Genomic DNA, 17,927 nt, shown 5'->3' on the forward strand with positions numbered 1-17,927 from the left:
GCTCACCGTTTCCTTCGTCCTGATCATCCGGTCAGTTCCTTGACGGTGGCGCCCGGGTTCGCGGAGCGCATGAGCAGCTCGCCCACGAGGATCGCGTCCACCCCGGCCTGCGCCAGTTCACGCGCGTCCTGCGCCCCTCGGATGCCGCTCTCGCCGACCATCAGCCGCTCCCTGCCGACGCGGCCGCGCAGCTGGGCGGACAGCGTCCGGTCGATCGTGAAGTCCCGCAGATTCCGGTGGTTCACGCCGATGACCCTGGCGTCCGCCGCCATCGCGATGTCCGTCTCGTCCGCGTCGTGCACCTCGACGAGCGCCTCCATCCCCAGCTCGCGGGTGTACGCGAGAAGCTCGGCCAGCCGCTGCGGGGAGAGGGCCGCCACGATGAGCAGCAGCGCGTCGGCGCCGAGCGCCCGGGCCTCCAGGACCTGGTACTCGTCGACGATGAAGTCCTTGCGCAGGACGGGGATCTCCGACTCGGCGCGGGCGACGGCCAGGTGCTCGGGAGTGCCGCCGAAGCCCTCCTCGTGGGTGAGTACGGAGATCGCGCTCGCCCCGCCGCTGTTGTACGCGCGGGCCAGTGCGGCGGGCCGGTAGTCGTCGGTGAGCGGGCCCTTGGAGGGGCTGCGCGGCTTCATTTCCGCGATGACGGCGAGGCCCGGTTCGCCCAGCGCGGCCGCGAAGTCGCGGGGCGGGGGAGCGGTGGCGGCGAGGTGGGACAGTACGGACTCCGGCTGTTCCCGCCGCCGTCGGGCCGTCTGCCGCTCCGCGTCCGCCACGAGGGTGGCCAGTACGTCGCTCATGCCGATGCCTCCAGTTCCGCGTGCTGCCAGGAGACCTTGGCCCACCGCTCCAACAGGGCCGAGCCCTCACCGTTGTCGATCGCCGATTCCGCGAGAAGCAGGCCGTCCTGCCACGTGTCGGCCGCGCCCGCGACCCGCAGTGCGGCGGCCGCGTTGAGCACCACGACGTCGCGCGCCGCTCCGGGCTCGCCGTCCAGAACCCGGCGGATGATCGCGGCGTTGACGGTGCGGTCGCCGCCGGTCAGGTCGGCGGGGCCGGCCGGCCGCAGCCCGAGCTTCGAGGGATCGAACCGGTACGCCGTACGGTTCCCGTCCCGCAGCTCGACGACCCGGGCCGCCGCCCCGGTGCTGAGCTCGTCCATGCCGTCCTCGCTGTGGAACACCAGGGCGCGGGTGACGCCGAGCCGGTCCAGCACCTCCGCCATCGGCTCGACCAGGTCCGCGTTGGGGACGCCGAGGGTGCGCAGCCGCGCGTTCGCCGGGTTGCACAGCGGCCCCAGCAGGTTGAAGACGGTGCGGGTGCCCAGTTCCTTGCGGGGGCTCGCCGTGTATTTGAACGCCGGGTGGAACACCGGGGCGAACATGAAGGTGATGCCCGCCGTGGCCAGGCATTCGGCGACGGCGTACGGCCCGATGTCGATCCGGATCCCGAGTTCTTCGAGTACGTCGGCGCTGCCGCAGGCCGAGGAGGCGCTGCGGTTGCCGTGCTTGGCGACGCGGACCCCGCAGGCGGCGGTGACGATCGCGGAAGCGGTGGAGATGTTGAAGGTGTCGAGGCCGTCGCCGCCCGTTCCGCACGTGTCGAGGACATCAGCGTCGAACGGCAGGGGCGTGGCGAACTCCTGTGCCGTACGGGCCATTCCGGTGAGCTCGTCGACCGATTCGCCGCGCACCGTGATGGCCATGGCGAATCCGGCGATCTGCGCGGGCGTCGCGTCCCCGCGCATGATCGTGCGCATGGCGGTGGCGGACTCGTCTTCGGTGAGGCGGCGCCGAGCCGCTTTTCTCAGGTGTTCAATCACCGCTGCACTCCAGGAAGTTGGCGATCAGCTGCTTGCCTTCGGGGCTGAGGACCGACTCGGGGTGGAACTGCACACCGAACGTCGGACGGCTCTGGTGGCGCAGGCCCATCACCGTGCCGTCCCCCGTGCGGGCGTTGACGACGAGCTCGTCCGGCAGCCCGGTGGGGGAGACCATCAGCGAGTGGTACCGGGTGGCGGTGAAGGGGTCGGGGAGCCCGGCGAGGACACCACTGCCGTCGTGGTGCACCGGGGACGTCTTGCCGTGCACCGGCTCGCCGCGCACCACGGACCCGCCGAAGGCCTCGGCGATGCACTGGTGGCCGAGGCAGACGCCGAGGATCGGGAGCCGCCCGCTGAGCGCGCGCACCGCCTCGACCGAGATGCCCGCCTCGGACGGCGTACAGGGGCCGGGGGAGATCAGCAGCAGGTCGTGATCGGCGAGTTCCTCCACCGTGGTGGCGTCGTTGCGGAACACGACGGGCTGCCCGCCCATTTCGGTGACGTAGTGCACCAGGTTGTAGGTGAACGAGTCGTAGTTGTCGATCACTGCGACGAGCGGCCTCATGCCTGCGCCTCCGCTTCCCGTACGGCCGTGACCATCGCGCGCGCCTTGTGCAGCGTCTCGCGGTACTCGGCGGTGGGGTCCGAGTCGGCGACGATGCCCGCGCCCGCCTGTACGTGCACCCGGCCGTCGGCGACGACCATGGTGCGCAGGGCGATGGCGAAGTCGGCCAGGCCGTCGAAGCCGGCGAAGCCGAGCGCGCCGCCGTAGACCCCGCGCTGCTGCGGCTCCAGCTCGGCGATGATCTCCATCGCCCGGATCTTGGGTGCGCCGGAGAGCGTCCCGGCCGGGAAGGTGGACCGCAGCGCGTCCAACGCCGTGTGGCCCGGAGCCAGTTGGCCGGAGACGGTCGAGGAGATGTGCATGACGTGGGAGAAGCGCTCGACCCGCATGAGCTGCTCCACCTGGACGGTGCCCGGCTCGGTGACCCTGCCGATGTCGTTGCGGCCGAGGTCGACGAGCATGACGTGCTCGGCGCGTTCCTTCTCGTCCGCCAGCAGCTCGTGCTCCAGCTCCAGGTCGGCCTGCGGGTCGATGTCGCGCGGCCGGGTGCCGGCCAGCGGACGGGTCACCACCCGACTGCCGTCGACCTTGACCAGCAGTTCCGGTGAGGCGCCGATGATGTGCCGGCCGCCTCCGAGGCTCAGGTGGTACATGTACGGCGACGGATTCGTGGACCGCAGGTGGCGGTACAGGTCGATGGGTTCCGCGAGCAGCGGCTTGCTGAACCGCTGGGACAGCACGATCTGGAAGGCGTCGCCCGCCGCGATGTACTCGCGGGCGCGGCCGACCCGCTCCGTGAACTCCTCCTCGGTGAAGTTCGACTCCCAGTCGGCCATTTCGTCGCCCTCGGCGACCGGGGTGAGTGCCCTCGGCCGGCCGGTGAACTGGCCGGGCGCCTCGGCGTCGCGCAGCCGGTGGCCCAGGCTGACGATCCGGGCGACGGCGTCGTCGTACGACTCGCGCCGCGGCCGGTGCAGAGTCATGAGCAGCACGCGCCGGGTGGCGTGGTCGAAGACGACCAGTTCGTCGACGGACAGGAAGGCCCGCTCCGGCAGTCCGGGTGCCGCGCCCGCCGATACCGGCAGCTTTTCGAAGTGCCGTACGGACTCGTACCCGAGATAGCCGACGACACCACCGTGGAACGGCGGCAGGCCGGGGACCGGGGCCTCCGACGCGGCAAGGCAGGGCTCCAGGGCCGACAGCGGGTCGCCGTCGGCCAGTTGAAGCGGAACCGGCCGGTGGCCGACGTACGAATAGCGCGCGACACCACCGGAGACAGGCACGCTCTCCAGCAGGAACCCCGGCTCGTCCGGCCCGCACAGCTGGGAGAACGCGGTGACGGGACTGATCGCGTCGGCCAGGAACTCCTGATACAGGGGTACGACGTCGTGTTCTCGCGCCAGCGCTGCGGCGGTGGCGCGACTGGGCACGGTGGCGGATGCGGCCTCGGCCGTCCCCTCCGTGACGTCTTCGGTCAGATGGGTGGTCATGTCGCCTTCCTCGAATTCAGGCCAGGCCGTATCGCCGGAGATCCCATCCGGACAGTAAGAGCGCACGATATCGGCACGCCATAACTTTCAGTGGCCCACGAAACTCCCCGGTCGCAGTGCGGTTCCCGGCCCATATTTAGTACTGCCTTAACCGGGCCGATAAAGCTGTAACTAAATGACCCGGCCAACATTGCCAAGCCAAGAAGCCGCTGCCTAGGGTGACTTGGTATCCAAAGGATGTGTGATGTTCAGTGAGGGGGAGCTATGACGGGTCCGGTCCGTGGGCATCTGGAGGACTGGATAATGAGCGAAGGCTTCTCGTGCCTGGCGGCGAAGGCCGCTGTGCGCCGAACGACGCTGACCCAAGTCGAGTTGGGGATGATGGGCAGCGACGAAGCGACCGCCGACCTGCATACGGCCGTGACGGATTTCGTCAACCATCACTTGGCGCCCGAGGAGAATTTCGCGACTCTCGTGGCCGTCTTCGACGCGCCGTCCGGGCTCGGCGAGGAAAAGTTCGACGAGCTGCTGTGGCAGCAACTCACCGACCTGCACGCGGTGGACCGGGCCCGGGGCTATTCGTGGGCGCATGACGTCGATGCGGATCCGGCGTCACCGAACTTCACCTACAGCGTGGCGGGCCATCCCTTCTTCGTGGTCGGTATGCACCCCAACGCATCCAGAATCAGCAGGCGTTACGCGCAACCGGCTCTCGCCTTCAACTCGCACCACCAGTTCCGGCGACTGAAGGCCACCGGCACGTATTACGGACTCCAGCGGCGAATTCGCCAGCGCGAGGAACGCCTTCAGCAGTCGATCAATCCGAACCTCACCGAGTTCGGTGACGCGTCCGAGGCCCGCCAGTACTCCGGATCGGCCACGGACGACCAATGGCGCTGCCCCTTCCACCCGCAGGGCGGCGCGAGTTCGCAGGGGCCGGCACAGGCGGCGCCGGACAGCTGAGCACGACACCTGTGAGGAATTCACGCCACCGGTTATGAATCGGCCACATCGGTTCTGGTAGCTGGGCACTGTGCGCACAAGTTTGGCCATGGCATCGTCGGCTGCGGACTGGCGTCTCGGCCGTGCAGGACTAAGTGCCGTCGGCCCACACTTCACTCACAGGGGCATTGCATGCAAAGAATTCGCTTCACCACCGCAGACCTGGCCCGTATTCGATTGCGGAGCTCGCTCGGCCCGGTCGCCGAAGGAGCCTTCGCGCTGGGGGCGCTGACCGGATCGCGCAATACGGAGTACGCGCGATGGCGCAGCGACGTACTGGGGCGCCTTCGGGAGAATCCCTCACTGAGCAAGAAGTTGGGCCCGCAGTTCCGGTCACTGAAAGCCCCGGACGACCTTCTGTTCCTTCTCAACTCACGTGCGGAAAAAGCGACTTCCGCCCATGCTGCCCATGCTGCTCATTCGACGTACAGCCTGTCCCGCGCCGAGGCGACGCGCCTGGCGATGGACATGTGGCGGATCGGAGTGGCGCCGTACTGGGACCGCATCCTGGAGCGCCTCAGCACCGAGTGCGACGCGCACGGCCGTATCGCCATGACCGGCGGCGTCGAGCAGCTGCTCACGACGCTGCACCCGCGGATCGTCTGGAATCCGCCGGTGCTGGAAATCCATGACGGGCCCGACATCGATGTCGAACTGAAGGGCCAGGGGCTGCTGCTCGTCCCCTCCGTGTTCCTGCCGGGCGCCGTCGGGCGCGTCGTCGAGGCCGAGCGCGACACCGGTCTCTCCGCCCTGGTCTTCGCCGTCCCGCCGGGTGTCACCAGCCTCTTCTCCCGTACGGAACACTCCGAGGCGAGCGGCGGCCAGGCGCTCACCGCGCTCGTCGGCCGGACGCGGGCAGCCGCCCTGCGCGCCCTGACGGACACCTGCACCACCAGCCAGCTCGCCGAGCTCCTCGGTGTCTCTCCCAGCGCCGCCAGCCAGCACGCCTCCGTGCTGCGCGAGTCCGGTCTGATCACCACCCGGCGGGTGCGGAACTGCGTACTGCATTCGGTCACTCCGCTGGGCAGGGAGCTGCTCGGCGGCCGGCTCCGCGAAGCCGTACGCACCGCCGGGGGGCGTCTCAGCGCACAGTCCGCCGTGGGGTGAGCTAGCTCACTGTGGCGCACAGGGGGGAGGCCGGGCGGGGTGGCGACATCCGCGCGGCAGGGGGGCTCGGGCGCGGTGCCCCGGTGGGATTTCCGGTCGGCCTTCCGCGGCCGAACAGGCAGAATCCGGTGCAACCACTCGATGTTACTGCCGAGTTCTGGCCGCTGGGCCCCGAGACAGCCACTCTTCCGTAAACGGAATCTGGCGCTCAGATGTGGCTGACGGCCAATCATGAAAGTTGAATGCTAAGGGAAGTTCGCATCGGGCGCTATAAGATTTGGCGGTCGACGAAGGCATACGCCAGACCCGTGAGAACTTCACATCCGCACGGTGATTCCGACACTGTCTGCGCCCTGCCCGCGCTGTGCAGAATCACTCCCGTAAAAACTGGCCAATGTGAAAAGGAATGATCACAGTGAAGAACGCACTCGGTACCCACCAGCGCTTCGGTAACCCGACGGCCACGGCCACCGCGCGTCCCGCCGGTGGGCACCTGATGATCGAGGATCTCGACTCGCCGGCCGAGCAGGGTGCGGCGCTCCTCAGCGTGTGCGTGGCCTCGTCACCGGCTGTCACCTCGCTGTCTGCTTCCATACGGCACGAGGGGTGAGCGGGGCAGGGGGGAGCACCGGCATGACGGGCGCCGGCGACGGCGCGCGGATCGGCTTCAAGGGCCACTTCCGTGCGACCATCGTCCCAGGTGAGGCGGCATATCTCGTCTCCCAGCGCGGTGTCACCGCGCTGCACGGGGACCACGCCGAAGTACTGGTTCCGCTGCTGGACGGCACGCGCTGTCCGGACGAGGTCGTGCGCGACGCGGCTCCGGCACTCACGGCGGAGGAGGCCCTCGATTCCCTGCGGGCCCTCGACGCCGCCGGACTGCTGCGCCTGCGTCCTGCCCCCGCGGACAGCCCGCTCGCTTCCCCCTGCTCCGACCCCGCCGCTGAGGCGTACTGGGACCTGGCCGGCCTCGACGGCGGCCAGGTTTCGGCCACCTTGGCCCACAGTTCGATACGTATCGTCGCTCTAGCCGAAATCGATGTGGACGAGGCGCACTCCGCGTGCAGTGCCTCGGGACTCATCGTCGCGCCGCCCGAGGTCGACGCGGACCTGACGCTCGTCCTGTGCGACGACTACCTCTCCCCGGGCCTGGCGGACATCGACGCCGAACACCGCGCGTCGAAACGCCCCTGGCTCCTCGCACGCCTCGGCTCCACCGCCTCCTGGGTCGGTCCGGTCTTCCGCCCCCACGAAGGGCCCTGCTGGAACTGCCTGGCGACCCGGCTGCGCGGCCACCGGCTCTCGGAGTGGCCGCTGCGGCGCGCGCTCGGCCTGGACGGCCCGCCGCCCCGCCCGCACGCCACCTTGGCGGCCGGCCGTTCCCTCACCGTGAACCTCGCGGTGCTGGAGGCCGCCAAGTGGCTGGCCGGCGTACGCAACGACGCCCAGAACGCCGTACGCACACTGGACACGCTCGCGCTGACCAGCACCGCCCACCCGGTCGCCCGGCTCCCCCAGTGCGCCGTCTGCGGCGATCCGGGACTGGTCGCCCGCCGGGCCGGGGCCCCGTTCGTGCCGGTGTCGCGGCCCAAGGCCGTACAGGACCTCAACGGTCACCGGGCCCTCACGCCCGCCCAGATGCTCGACCGGTACGGGCATCTCGTCGACCCGGTCACCGGCATCATCAAGGAGATCTGCAGGGCCCCCGGAAGCCCCGGCTTCGTCAATGCCTTCCTCGCCGGCGAAAACCTGGCGATGCGCAGCCCGACCCTGGCCGGCCTGCGCGCCGGACTGCGCGCGCTCAGCGGCGGCAAGGGCCTTAACGAGGCCGAGGCGCGCACCAGCGCGCTGGGTGAGGCGGTGGAGCGCTACAGCGGTACGCGGCAGGGCGACGAACCCGTCGTTCGCGACTCGTACGCCGCCCTGGGCTCGGCGGCCGTCCACCCCAACGCCTGCCAGCTGTACGACGCACGCCAGTTCCGGGACCGCGACAGCTGGAACGGGCGCGGCTCCCGGCTGCAGTACGTGCCGCCGCGGTTCGACGAGAGGCGGCCCACCGACTGGACGCCGGTCTGGTCCCTCACCCAGGGCGTCCAGCGGCTGCTGCCCACCTCGATGCTCTACTACAGCGAGGAGGAGGCGCCGGACGGCCTGTTCGCCGACTCCAACGGCAACGCCGCGGGCAGCAGCCCCGAAGACGCCCTGATCCAGGGCTTCCTGGAGCTGGTGGAGCGGGACGCCGTGGCCCTGTGGTGGTACAACCGCACCCGCCAGCCCGGCATCGACCTCGACGCCTTCGCGGAGCCGTACATCGACCGGCTGCGGGACGGCTACCGGACGCTGAACCGCGAGGTGTGGGCGCTGGACCTCACATCGGACTTCGGCATTCCGGTGGTGGCCGCCCTGTCACGGCGTACGGACAAACCCGCCCAGGACATCGTCTTCGGCTTCGGCGCGCACTTCGATCCGCGGCTGGCGCTGCGCAGGGCGCTGACGGAGATGGGCCAACTGCTGCCGCTGGTCGCGAATGTGACCGACCAGGGGACGGGGTACCTCATCACGGATGCGGAACCGCTCGACTGGTGGCGCCGCGCGACCCTTGCGAACCAGCCGTATTTGTCAGCTTCGCCGGCCGATTCGAAACAGCCGGGCCGGGGACCGCGCGGCTGGTCCTACGTTCCGAACACCGACCTGAAGGAAGACATCGACCAGATCACAGAGTTGGTCCGGTCGCGCGGGATGGAACTCCTGGTTCTCGATCAAAGCCGACCCGATCTTGAACTACCCGTGGTAAAGGTGCTTGTTCCCGGCCTTCGTCACTTCTGGCCGAGGTTCGCTCCGGGCCGGCTTTTCAACACCCCCGTTACGCTGGGGAGGTGCGCCGAGCCGACTCCCTACGAACAGTTGAACCCCATCCCGCTGTTCGTGTAACTCTTCGATCTCAGCCCATTCTTCACACCGATCAACTATGATCTTCACATAGCACTGAGGTTCGACAAGACAAGACAGACAAGGTCACGCAGGCAAACGACCATGCCACGTCACGATGAGAGACCCACCCCCCAAGAGGCCGCGATGACGGGCGAGGCCACAAGCCCGCCGCCCGGCGCTCCGGATCTGCCGGCTCCGCGGCTGGCCCGCATCATTCTCACGTTCGCGCTGATCAGTTATCTGGGCATCACGGTCATCAACCTCGTGGGAGCGCGACTCGATTCCTTCTCACTCGTCACTTCTCTCATCTGCCTCTGCCTCATTTTCCTTCTGCAACTGAGGCACTCCGGCACGGGAGCGCGTCAGGCCCCCGCCCGGCACAAGGCCGTGACGCTCGGATCCCAGGCGCTGCTCACCTATCTGCCGATCGCGGTCTTCCACTCCCAATGGGGAGCCATGGCCGGATTCCTGTCCGGATCTCTGCTGCTGCTTCTGCCCGGCCGGGTGGCGTGGCCCGCGTACGGCGTCGTCGGACTGACCATGCTGATCCCGCCGACGCTGGAGGGCCTCTCCGTACAGGAGACGATCTACCTCTGCCAGTCGACGCTGCTGACCGGCCTGGTGGTGTACGGCCTCTCCCGCATGGCGGCCCTCGTGCAGGCACTGCATGACACACGTGGCGAACTCGCAGGCATGGCCGTCACCAAGGAGCGCCTGCGCTTCGCCCGGGACCTGCACGACCTGCTCGGCTACAGCCTCTCCGCCATCACCCTCAAGACCGAGCTGATCCACCGCCTCATACCCACGCATCCGAGGCGGGCGATGGAGGAGATCAGCGAAGTCCTCACGATCTCCCGCCAGTCGCTCGCCGACGTCCGTGCCGTCTCCAGCGGCCTGCGCAGCATGTCGTTGGTGCAGGAGCTCCATTCGGCGCAGTCGCTGTTGGAAGCGGCGGACGTGGAGGTGCAGGCGGAAGTGCGGATCGCGAAGCTCAACCAGCAGGTCGACACGGTGCTGGCCGCCGTACTGCGCGAGGCGGTCACGAATCTGCTGCGCCATTCCCGGGCCGGTTTCTGCAGCATCGAAGCGATACAGGAGGCCGGGTGGGTACGGCTGTCCGTCTCTAACGACGGCGTCGACCCCGCCTACCGTGACGTATCACCGCACAGCGGCAGCGGCCTGGGCAACCTGGAGGCCCGCCTCCGTACGGCATCCGGAAAGCTCACCGCCACGCACGGCGCCGGCGGAACCTTCCACCTCGTGGCGGAGGCACCGGCGAGCCTGGTCAGGAAGCTCGCCGACCTGGAGGCGAACGAGGCGCAGGACGCGCTCCCCACCCCCACCAAGGACCCCGCAGCCTGAGCCGCCCTGTCCCACCCGGTCACCCGGTCCGAGGAGGAACCCCCCGCCGTGACAATCCGCATTCTGCTGGCCGAAGACATGAACATGGTGCGTGGAGCACTGGTGGCTCTGCTGAACCTGGAGGACGACCTGGAGGTCGTCTCCGAACTGGAGCGCGGCGACCAGATCCTGGCGGCGGCCCTGGAGCACGAGCCGGACGTGGCCATCATCGACATCGACCTGCCCGGCCTCGACGGCCTGACGGCCGCGGCACGCCTGCGCAAGCGGCTGCCGGAGTGCAGGACGCTGATCCTCACCAGCCTCGGCCGCCCGGGAGCACTGCGCCGGGCCCTGGCAGCGCAGGTCAGCGGATACCTGCTGAAGGACGCGCCGCCCCAGGAACTCGCGTCGGCGGTACGCCGAGTGGCGGCAGGCCAGCGGGTCATCGACTCACAGCTCGCACTCTCGGCATGGAACAGCACCGAAACGCCGCTGACGGAACGGGAGGCGGAGGTCCTCCAGTTGGCCGCCGAGGGCCTGGAGCCGATAGAGATAGCAAGCCAGCTGAAGCTCTCCCTGGGTACGGTACGCAACTACCTCACCACCATCGTGACGAAGCTGAACGCACGGAACCGGGTGGACGCGATCAAGATCGCCAGAGACGCGGACTGGCTCCTATAACCCGCACAAAGCTCAGGCAAGGTCAGCCTCCATTCCGGCTTCTACTCCGGTTTCTACCTGCGTAACCATGCCGGCCGAGGCCAAGTACTCGATGATGCTCCACGTCAGAGCCCGGGGGAGCGGCAGCGCGTCCGACACAGCGTCCGGCGTGACAGGCCGGACCAGCATCCCCACCACCCACACCGCCTCGGGCCGGTGCAGCAGCACCCGATGCGTGGACCCGTCCCGCTCCAGCGCGAACCCTTCCGCCTCCAGCGTGAACGACACCCCGCGCGGAAGCTGGATGGGCGCCATGGCGGTCAGCCGGACGGAACTGAACAGAGCGTGACGGGACACCGGGCACACGGAGAGCACGGGCCCCCGGAAATCCCCGACACCAAGCGTCCGCACGACGAGATGAGACAGCCGCTCCAGAACGGGCAGCAATACCAAATACACCCCGGCCTTGGATGTTTTACTGTCCGGCCGGGGCTCGACATTCTTCAGGAGTACGGGCCCGAGCTCCATCCGGTGCAATGCCTCACGAACAACCGGAGGCACCGCCGCGATACGCTCCGGCCCCCACGGCCCGGACAGGACAAGCTCGCCGTCGTCGGTCTCCGACTCGATGACGACATCCTCGCTCAGGGACCAGAGATGCACTGTCTGGTACTCGTCCGTATTCCCCATGGAGGTTCCTCAACTTGGCACGATCATCACGCCGAGTATGGGCCCAAGGGTTCAGTCACCGACAGCCACGGATTCACACGCTTGGCATGAATATTTCATGCAAGCTGCAACCACACTGAGGGGGCACTTCGGCCTGCAGACAGGGGAAATCAGCCACTCGCTAACTGGACGTGGCCCATTCACGATCGAGAATGGCGTGGACGACCGAGTCCCGCCGCTGCCCGCCCTTCTTCATGTGCTCACGGATACGTCCCTCCTCGACCACCCCCAGCTGCCAGCATGGCCCGAGCTCTACTCAGGCTGGTCGGCAAGGAAGGGGGATCCTTGGGGCCCGCTGCGTCGGGGGCGGCGGCGACGAGGGCGCGCTTGTGGCACGAGCAGTCGCAGAGCAGTGTTTCGACGGGCAACTGGACACCGGGAAGTCGCACGGTGCGCGGGCCGGCGCAGAGGTCGTGAGCGCCGAGGCGGCACTCCGGCGTCTTGTACGGGGTCTGTGTCGTCATGACGCCGCCGTAAGCCGCGCGTGGCCGATACGGATCAACTCGGCCACGGCTTCGGGGGAGCCCAGGACGCCCGCGTCCTGCATGGGGACCGACCAGTACGGGCCGCCGGTCTCCAGTGCGGTGCGGTCCGTACGCGGTACGCCGAGCCACGCCCCGCGCCCAATACAGGTGGCGAACGGCGAGCGCCACGTCTCTGATGTCTGAGGCGGCATCAACGCGTAGTACCAGGAGAACGGGTCATGGATGACAGGTCCGCCGTCGAGGATCTCGGCGAGGAACCTGGCGACGAACGCCCGGTCGTCGTTACCGGCGGCGGCGTGCACAGTGACGGCAGGCATACGTACGGCGTCGAAAAGGCCGCCCAACGGCAGCATTGCGACGGCGCCGTCCTGCCACTCCTGACGGGCGACTGCCGGCACGTCGAGCGTGCGGGCCAACCAGTTGGTGATAGCCGTATCGGTGTCGGTTCTGGTGTGGTGCACGCTGAGTCCCCTCGCTGCGAGAGATGCCTGCGGTGGCACCTTCTGTGCAGTGTTTTCGGTCGATGCTCAATAGTGGACTCGCCGGACGTCCCATCGAAGGCCGTATTGAGGACTCTTACCGGACCCCAAGGGGACTTCCTGTCACCCGAGTTGAGGTCTACCGTTGACGGGAATCAGACACCGTCGGAGGTAAGAGATGACCCGCCCCAACGGCAACACCAAGCTGAAGGCCGCTCGCGTCGCGGCCGGATACGGGACGCAGCAGGCGCTGGTCGACGCGCTCAACAACGCCGGCCCACAACTGGGACTAGGAACGTTGCAGGTCAGTCTCCGACAGGTGCGCCGATGGGAATCCGAGAATCCGCCGTGGCCGCAGTCTCACTACCAACGCGCCCTGCGCCACGTCCTCGGCAACATGCCCATGGCTGACCTCGGCTTCAGCCCCGCTTGGGGCGCCGCTGACAACCTTCTCGACGACCCCTTTAATCCGCGGACACCAGGTGGATCTGGGGCGATCGCTGCTGCGGCTCTCCCCTTGCCGACTAGCGATGGAGGGTTCCAACCCGACAGCGTCGCTGCCGACTACGCCCTGATCACTGCCGCCCATCGGCGGCTCTACTGGACGGTGCAACCGGCGCAGATGCACCCCACGGTGGTCGAGCACACGCGCCTCGGCACAGCGCTGATGTCCGAGACCGCAGGAACGCCGCGCATGCTGCTCGCGCGTGCCCTGGCGGAGTCGGCCCTGATGGCCGGTCGTATCGAGTTCTTCGACCTCCAGGACCCCGACTCCGCCGCAGACACGTACATCCGCGCCCTCCAGGCCGCAGGCGAAGCCGACGATGCGCTCCTTGGCGCTGCCGTGCTGGCACACACCGCGTTCACCCCCGGGTGGGCAGGCGAACGCAGCCTCGCCCAGGAGCGGATGAGGGCAGCCCGCTCATATGCACGACGGGGGCAGGCCAGCGCTGAGTTCCACGCGTGGCTGGACGCGGTCGAGGCGGAATGCGAGACCCGCTGCGGGCATCCACGTACGGCACTGAACCTGATCCGTCACGCAGAGGACGTCCTCGCAGCGGGCAATCAGTACGTGTCCCCGGAGTGGATGGACTGGTTCAGCCCGGCCCGCCTGGCAGCATTCAAGGGAAACACCCAACTCAAGGCCGGTCACTTCGCACAGGCGGCCGAGACTCTTCTGAACGTCCTGGACGAGCTGCCCGCCGATGCGGGCAAGCAGCGCGCGGTTGTGCTCGGAGACCTCGCAGCGGTGGCGGCCGCCGAGAAGAAGACGGAAGAGGCGTGCAAGTGGGCGCAGCAGGCACTCGGTCAGCTCTCCGTGACCTGGTACGCCACCGGCATGGACCGTATCCGCGACGTCCGCCGGGCGCTCCAGCCGTGGCATGACCATCCAAGCGTCGTCGCCCTGGACGATGCGATGTTCGGATGGCGAGCGACGGTCAGCGCACTCCAGCGTTGAATTTCGCGACTGCCTCGGGCAGTTCGATCAGCGACTCAATACGAAACGTCGGCAGCGACCTCGCTTCCTCGGTGCGCCACTGGATGGTGGCCCACGGCCCTCGGCGTACGAGAGCGGTCGGCATGCCGGCGGCTACGGCGGGGCGGAGATCGTTGTCGACGCGATCACCGACGTACAGAATCTCTTCGGCCTCGAAAGGCACGACCTCAGCAACTCGCTGGAAGAAGAGCGGGTCCGGCTTGCTGGCACCCCAGTCGTCCGATGTGCCGATGAGGTCGACGTCGTCGCTGAACAACTCACGAAGGATGCTGCCGGCGCGAACGGTCTGGTTACCCGCAATACCGAGCCACAGTCCGGCGTCGCGGAGCGCAGCGAGGGACGGCCGGACGTCGGGGTAGAGGTCACTCTCGTCAAACCGCTCGGGCTTACCGGCCCGGGCACGCTTCTCGCGCTCCTCGTACAGATCGAAGCCAGGCTGGAATTCCTGGAAGACATCGCGGTAGTCGCGCCCTTGGGCGATGACAGCACCGAAGACGGCGGCAAAGGTGTGACGAGGCACGCCAAGCCAGTCTGCCCACGTGCCGTACTCGCGGGTCTCGTCCACGAGGCACTCACCGACATCGAACACCACTGCACGAATCATGACCGGCAGCGTAGACGGACGCCAAGAACGCCGAAAGAGCCACTGCCCTCCGAAGAGAGAATCCGGCGTGGTTGGCGCGACGGTAGCCGACGAGGTGGGTCGTGCCGTCCATGACGATGACGCCGTGGCAGGCACGGCCAGGTGGGGCGGAGACAGGAGACAGCCAGCGCGTACATCGAACAAGGCTGAGTCGCCAACAGCTACCAGGCCCTGCGCATTGCCGAGAGCTGCGCCGCCCCAGATATTCGCCGCCCAGTCCGGGAATTGGTCGCCGATATGGCGGCTCGCGACCGCCGTCGTACGCTTCTGGAACTACACCACTTCAGCCGCCATCTGGGGGTCCCCGCGTGAGTGATCAGCCCAAGAAGCCGTTCCTTTACATCGTCGTCTGCGCGGCCGGCATTGCCGATGACGTCGGCAAGCTGATCACCGCCGCGCAGGAGCGAAACTGGGACGTCGGTGTCGTCGCCACCCCGCAGGGCCTTGGCTTCATCGACGCGGCGGCGGTCGAGGCCCAGACCGGCTACCCGATCCGCTCCGCGTGGCGCTCGCCCGGTGACCCGCGTCCGCTGCCCCCTGCTGACGCCGTCGCCGTAGCACCGGCCACCTTCAACACCATCAATAAGTGGGCCGCTGGAATATCGGACACCCTCGCGCTGGGCATCTTGTGTGAGGCGTACGGCTTCGGTATCCCGATCGCCGTCCTGCCGTATCTGAACGAAGCCCAGGCCGCCCACCCCGCATACCGGCAGAGCCTGGAGCGGCTGAGCGAGATGGGCGTCCTGATCGGCGACTACGAACCCCACCAGCCCAAGGCTGGAGGAGGGCGGGACAAATTCCGCTGGGAGCAGGCGCTGGAGCTGTTGGCACCCAATGTGCCACGGCACTCGTGATCAGGGCTGCGGTGTGTGCTGGCAGAGGCATGCGACGGCGCAGTAGTGGGTTTTTGGGAAGACCGCCGCTGAGAGCCGTCTGCGACGGCTCAACCGGACTGGCACCCTCACTACCAGAGGTTGGTCCGGCGCTTACGCCGCCTCTATGGGTCCTCGCCAATTTGCGTCCGACCCGCCCTCCGCGAGAGGAGCGCCAGGTGGTCGTACGCGCGAAGCGCCCCTGTAAGTCGAACATGCGGCCAAGCGCTTAGAAGACACCTGGATGATCAGGGAAGCCAGGGCATCTGAAGTGCACTTTTGCGCCGAACTTCCCGTAGAACCACGCCACTTCGACACGTATTCGACAGGTGCATTCACGGTAGTCTTCGGCTGCACCCGGTCTTGCCACGAATCTGCCAGGTGCAGAGGCGCCGGTGTCATCCAGTGCCACGGCAACTGAGAACGCCATTTGCTTGGCCGTTAGGATCACGCTTCATGGTCGGTCGTCTTCCAGCGAACGCTCGAGAGCAGGCCCGCGCGAGGGCACTGGCTCAGCAAGTCCGCACACTCCGCGAGAACCGCCAGTGGACGCGTGAGCGCCTCGCGAAGGAGGCCGGGATCCATGTCAGGACCCTCGCACGCCTGGAGAGCGAGGGCGCGATTCAGCCAGGATTCTTTACTGTCGGAGCCATCGCCGACGTCTTGGAAGTGACGTTGGACGAGCTCTTCCACTCGACCGTTGTCACCCCCGGACTCTGGTCCACCGGCTACGAGGGAAGAGACATCGACTCGTTCATTACCTCCCTCCGCGAGTCGTGCATTGACACTGTCGCTGACGTACGGCTCACCCCCATCAGCCGTAAGGTCGGCTTTAGCAAGACTCGCCTCGGCCTGGCGCTCGCAGAGGCTGGCATCGAGTACATCCACCTGCGCAGCCTGGGTAACCCCAAGGAAAACCGGGCTCCCTTCTGGGACGGTCGCATCGCGGAGGGGCGCGCCAACTTCCGCAGTCGCCTGGGCTCCGAGGAAGCCAAGTCCGATCTTGATCTGCTCGCAGAACGCGCTACGAACTCGCGGATCGCAGTTCTCTGCTTCGAGAAGGACGAGGAGCGCTGTCACCGGAAGGTTGTCCTGGACGCCGTCCGCAAGCATGCAGCAGTTCCGGTCGCCTCGCTGGCCTGACTTAGCCCCCGTCATGTGACGGCACCCTTGCGCTCGAAGGAGCGGATCCCTTCCAATTTGACCGATATGGCGAGGTCGGCTTGGGGGGTCTGCGATGGCAGGAGTGTGGCAGCACGCACGCATCATGATCACCGTTAAGACGTATCCGGAGCTTTCCGCCAAGTATCGGGAGACCAGTTGCGTCGCGGGCATACGACTTGATCGCGGAGCGCCCGAACACGTACGGCTCTTCCCGGTGCCATTTAGGCTTCTGGCCGAGACGACGCAGTTCTCGAAGTACTCGGTGGTCGAAGTGGATGTGCAGCGCCATGACCGCGACCGCCGACCCGAGAGCCTTCGTCCGAAGCTGGAAACGCTTGAGGTCATCGAGAAGATCACGACCGCTGACGGCTGGAAGAAGCGATACGAGTACGTTGAGCCGCTCGTGGCCCCTTCTCTGTGCGCCATCAAGCGTGATCAAGAGGCCTGCGACACCTCCCTGGGAGTCTTCCGTCCAGAGGCAGTGACCGACTTCCGTTTGGCGCCTGCCGAGCCGTGGCCGGCTTCGAAGGCTGCCCTCGCCGACCAACTCGACCTCTTCGAGCAGGACCTCCGCCCGCTGGAGTGGGTTCCGCTGGAGTTTCGCTACCGCTTCCGCTGCTCTGATGGAGCGTGCCCCGGGCACAACATGGCGCTCAAGGACTGGGAAGCAGGTGAGTCTTACCGGAAGTTCCTTCGGCAGTACGGCGAGGAGCAGGTCAAGGAGAAGCTTTGTGAGCGGTGGAACGATCGCATGTTCGCGGCGGACCGTGCCGTGCACTTCTTCGTAGGCAACATCGCAGCCCATCCCAAGACGTTCATGCTGCTGGGTCTCTTCTACCCCGAGCGGAACGTCGTGGACTTCGTCCAGGACGGCCTGTTTCCAGCCTAGCCCCCGGCTATCGGCGGCCCTACGCCCCCGAATTCAACCCGGTCGAGGGCGTGTGGTCGCACCTGAAGAGGTCGCTGTCCAACCTCACCAAACAGACCATCGACCAGCTCACCGCGCTGGTGAAGACCCGGCTCAAACGGATGCAGTACCGCCCCGGCCTCATAGACGGCCTCATCGCCAAGACCGGCCTAGACCTCCAACCGCCGTAACCCCAGCCATTGAAGATCTCTAGTGTCTCGTGATTTTGTTG

At 67.4% G+C, this 17,927-nt stretch carries 19 protein-coding genes and 2 pseudogenes; 12 read left to right on the plus strand and 9 right to left on the minus strand.

Annotation, left to right across the window (positions count from 1 at the left end; genetic code table 11):
* Nucleotides 1-23 precede the first annotated feature (23 nt).
* Genes trpC through J7I98_RS30540 form a run of 4 tightly spaced genes read right to left on the minus strand, consistent with a single transcriptional unit; the run spans nt 24 to nt 3,877 of the window.
* Complete coding sequence (gene trpC / locus J7I98_RS30525; protein ID WP_214928272.1) at nt 24-800, minus strand: indole-3-glycerol phosphate synthase TrpC; 777 nt, start codon at nt 798-800, stop codon at nt 24-26.
* A complete protein-coding gene (gene trpD / locus J7I98_RS30530) occupies nt 797-1,822 on the minus strand; it encodes an anthranilate phosphoribosyltransferase (protein ID WP_214928273.1) in 1,026 nt (341 codons plus the stop codon). Before trpD ends, trpC begins: the two co-directional genes overlap by 4 nt.
* Nucleotides 1,815-2,387, minus strand: coding sequence for an aminodeoxychorismate/anthranilate synthase component II (locus J7I98_RS30535; protein WP_214928274.1), 573 nt, complete (start codon nt 2,385-2,387; stop codon nt 1,815-1,817). The genes trpD and J7I98_RS30535 overlap by 8 nt, the downstream gene beginning before the upstream one ends.
* Nucleotides 2,384-3,877 (minus strand): anthranilate synthase component I family protein, encoded by a 1,494-nt coding sequence (locus J7I98_RS30540; protein WP_214928275.1) that lies wholly within the window; start codon nt 3,875-3,877, stop codon nt 2,384-2,386. Before J7I98_RS30540 ends, J7I98_RS30535 begins: the two co-directional genes overlap by 4 nt.
* 264 nt (nt 3,878-4,141) lie before the next feature.
* Here J7I98_RS30540 and gntA point away from each other — a divergent pair, with 264 nt between their 5' ends.
* The 6 genes from gntA (at nt 4,142) to J7I98_RS30570 (ending at nt 10,939) form a co-directional block, all read left to right on the plus strand.
* Complete coding sequence (gntA, locus tag J7I98_RS30545) at nt 4,142-4,840, plus strand: guanitoxin biosynthesis heme-dependent pre-guanitoxin N-hydroxylase GntA (RefSeq protein WP_274558617.1); 699 nt, start codon at nt 4,142-4,144, stop codon at nt 4,838-4,840.
* A gap of 171 nt (nt 4,841-5,011) precedes the next feature.
* Entirely contained in the window at nt 5,012-5,986 is a 975-nt protein-coding gene (locus J7I98_RS30550; protein ID WP_214928277.1) for a helix-turn-helix transcriptional regulator, read from the plus strand.
* 406 nt (nt 5,987-6,392) lie between these two features.
* The gene (locus J7I98_RS30555) at nt 6,393-6,596 is read left to right on the plus strand and encodes a hypothetical protein (protein ID WP_214928278.1); all 204 of its coding nucleotides are present in this window, start codon (nt 6,393-6,395) and stop codon (nt 6,594-6,596) included.
* A 23-nt stretch (nt 6,597-6,619) separates the two neighbouring features.
* Entirely contained in the window at nt 6,620-8,917 is a 2,298-nt protein-coding gene (locus J7I98_RS30560; protein WP_214928279.1) for a TOMM precursor leader peptide-binding protein, read from the plus strand.
* 102 nt (nt 8,918-9,019) lie between these two features.
* Nucleotides 9,020-10,279, plus strand: a complete 1,260-nt coding sequence (locus J7I98_RS30565; protein ID WP_214928280.1) for a sensor histidine kinase — start codon at nt 9,020-9,022, stop codon at nt 10,277-10,279.
* A 48-nt stretch (nt 10,280-10,327) separates the two neighbouring features.
* Complete coding sequence (locus J7I98_RS30570) at nt 10,328-10,939, plus strand: response regulator transcription factor (RefSeq protein WP_214928281.1); 612 nt, start codon at nt 10,328-10,330, stop codon at nt 10,937-10,939.
* Between the two features lie 12 nt (nt 10,940-10,951).
* On the opposite strand, the gene J7I98_RS30575 is transcribed toward J7I98_RS30570, so the two are convergent.
* The 3 genes from J7I98_RS30575 to J7I98_RS30585 form a co-directional block, all read right to left on the minus strand.
* Nucleotides 10,952-11,608, minus strand: a complete 657-nt coding sequence (locus J7I98_RS30575; protein WP_214928282.1) for an NADH oxidase — start codon at nt 11,606-11,608, stop codon at nt 10,952-10,954.
* A gap of 239 nt (nt 11,609-11,847) precedes the next feature.
* Nucleotides 11,848-12,111 (minus strand): hypothetical protein, encoded by a 264-nt coding sequence (locus J7I98_RS30580; protein ID WP_214928283.1) that lies wholly within the window; start codon nt 12,109-12,111, stop codon nt 11,848-11,850.
* The gene (locus tag J7I98_RS30585) at nt 12,108-12,593 is read right to left on the minus strand and encodes a hypothetical protein (RefSeq protein WP_214928284.1); all 486 of its coding nucleotides are present in this window, start codon (nt 12,591-12,593) and stop codon (nt 12,108-12,110) included. Before J7I98_RS30585 ends, J7I98_RS30580 begins: the two co-directional genes overlap by 4 nt.
* 196 nt (nt 12,594-12,789) lie before the next feature.
* On the opposite strand from J7I98_RS30585, the gene J7I98_RS30590 reads away from it, so the two are divergent.
* Nucleotides 12,790-14,070: a transcriptional regulator gene (locus J7I98_RS30590; RefSeq protein WP_214928285.1), complete on the plus strand. Its 1,281-nt coding sequence runs from the start codon at nt 12,790-12,792 to the stop codon at nt 14,068-14,070.
* Here J7I98_RS30590 and J7I98_RS30595 read toward each other — a convergent pair.
* On the minus strand, nt 14,051-14,713 hold the full coding sequence (locus J7I98_RS30595) for an HAD family hydrolase (protein ID WP_214928286.1): 663 nt from the start codon (nt 14,711-14,713) through the stop codon (nt 14,051-14,053). The two genes, J7I98_RS30590 and J7I98_RS30595, sit on opposite strands and share 20 nt — an antisense overlap.
* A gap of 61 nt (nt 14,714-14,774) precedes the next feature.
* Nucleotides 14,775-14,855 (minus strand): annotated as a pseudogene (locus J7I98_RS41520) (N-acetylmuramoyl-L-alanine amidase); the annotation flags it as partial.
* A gap of 14 nt (nt 14,856-14,869) precedes the next feature.
* Here J7I98_RS41520 and J7I98_RS41525 point away from each other — a divergent pair.
* From J7I98_RS41525 to J7I98_RS30615, 5 genes and pseudogenes are all read left to right on the plus strand, one after another.
* Nucleotides 14,870-15,064 (plus strand): annotated as a pseudogene (locus J7I98_RS41525) (transcriptional regulator); the annotation flags it as partial.
* Nucleotides 15,061-15,606: a flavoprotein gene (locus J7I98_RS30600; protein ID WP_214928287.1), complete on the plus strand. Its 546-nt coding sequence runs from the start codon at nt 15,061-15,063 to the stop codon at nt 15,604-15,606. The pseudogene J7I98_RS41525 and the gene J7I98_RS30600, both read left to right, overlap by 4 nt.
* A gap of 474 nt (nt 15,607-16,080) precedes the next feature.
* On the plus strand, nt 16,081-16,767 hold the full coding sequence (locus tag J7I98_RS30605) for a DUF488 family protein (protein WP_214928288.1): 687 nt from the start codon (nt 16,081-16,083) through the stop codon (nt 16,765-16,767).
* Nucleotides 16,768-16,891: 124 nt separating this feature from the next.
* Nucleotides 16,892-17,677: a hypothetical protein gene (locus tag J7I98_RS30610; protein ID WP_214928297.1), complete on the plus strand. Its 786-nt coding sequence runs from the start codon at nt 16,892-16,894 to the stop codon at nt 17,675-17,677.
* A 50-nt stretch (nt 17,678-17,727) separates the two neighbouring features.
* The gene (locus tag J7I98_RS30615; protein WP_214928289.1) at nt 17,728-17,886 is read left to right on the plus strand and encodes a hypothetical protein; all 159 of its coding nucleotides are present in this window, start codon (nt 17,728-17,730) and stop codon (nt 17,884-17,886) included.
* The last annotated feature ends 41 nt before the right edge of the window (nt 17,887-17,927 follow it).

Source organism: Streptomyces sp. ISL-98 (genome assembly GCF_018614055.1).
GTDB classification, from domain to species: Bacteria; Actinomycetota; Actinomycetes; order Streptomycetales; family Streptomycetaceae; genus Streptomyces; species Streptomyces spiramyceticus.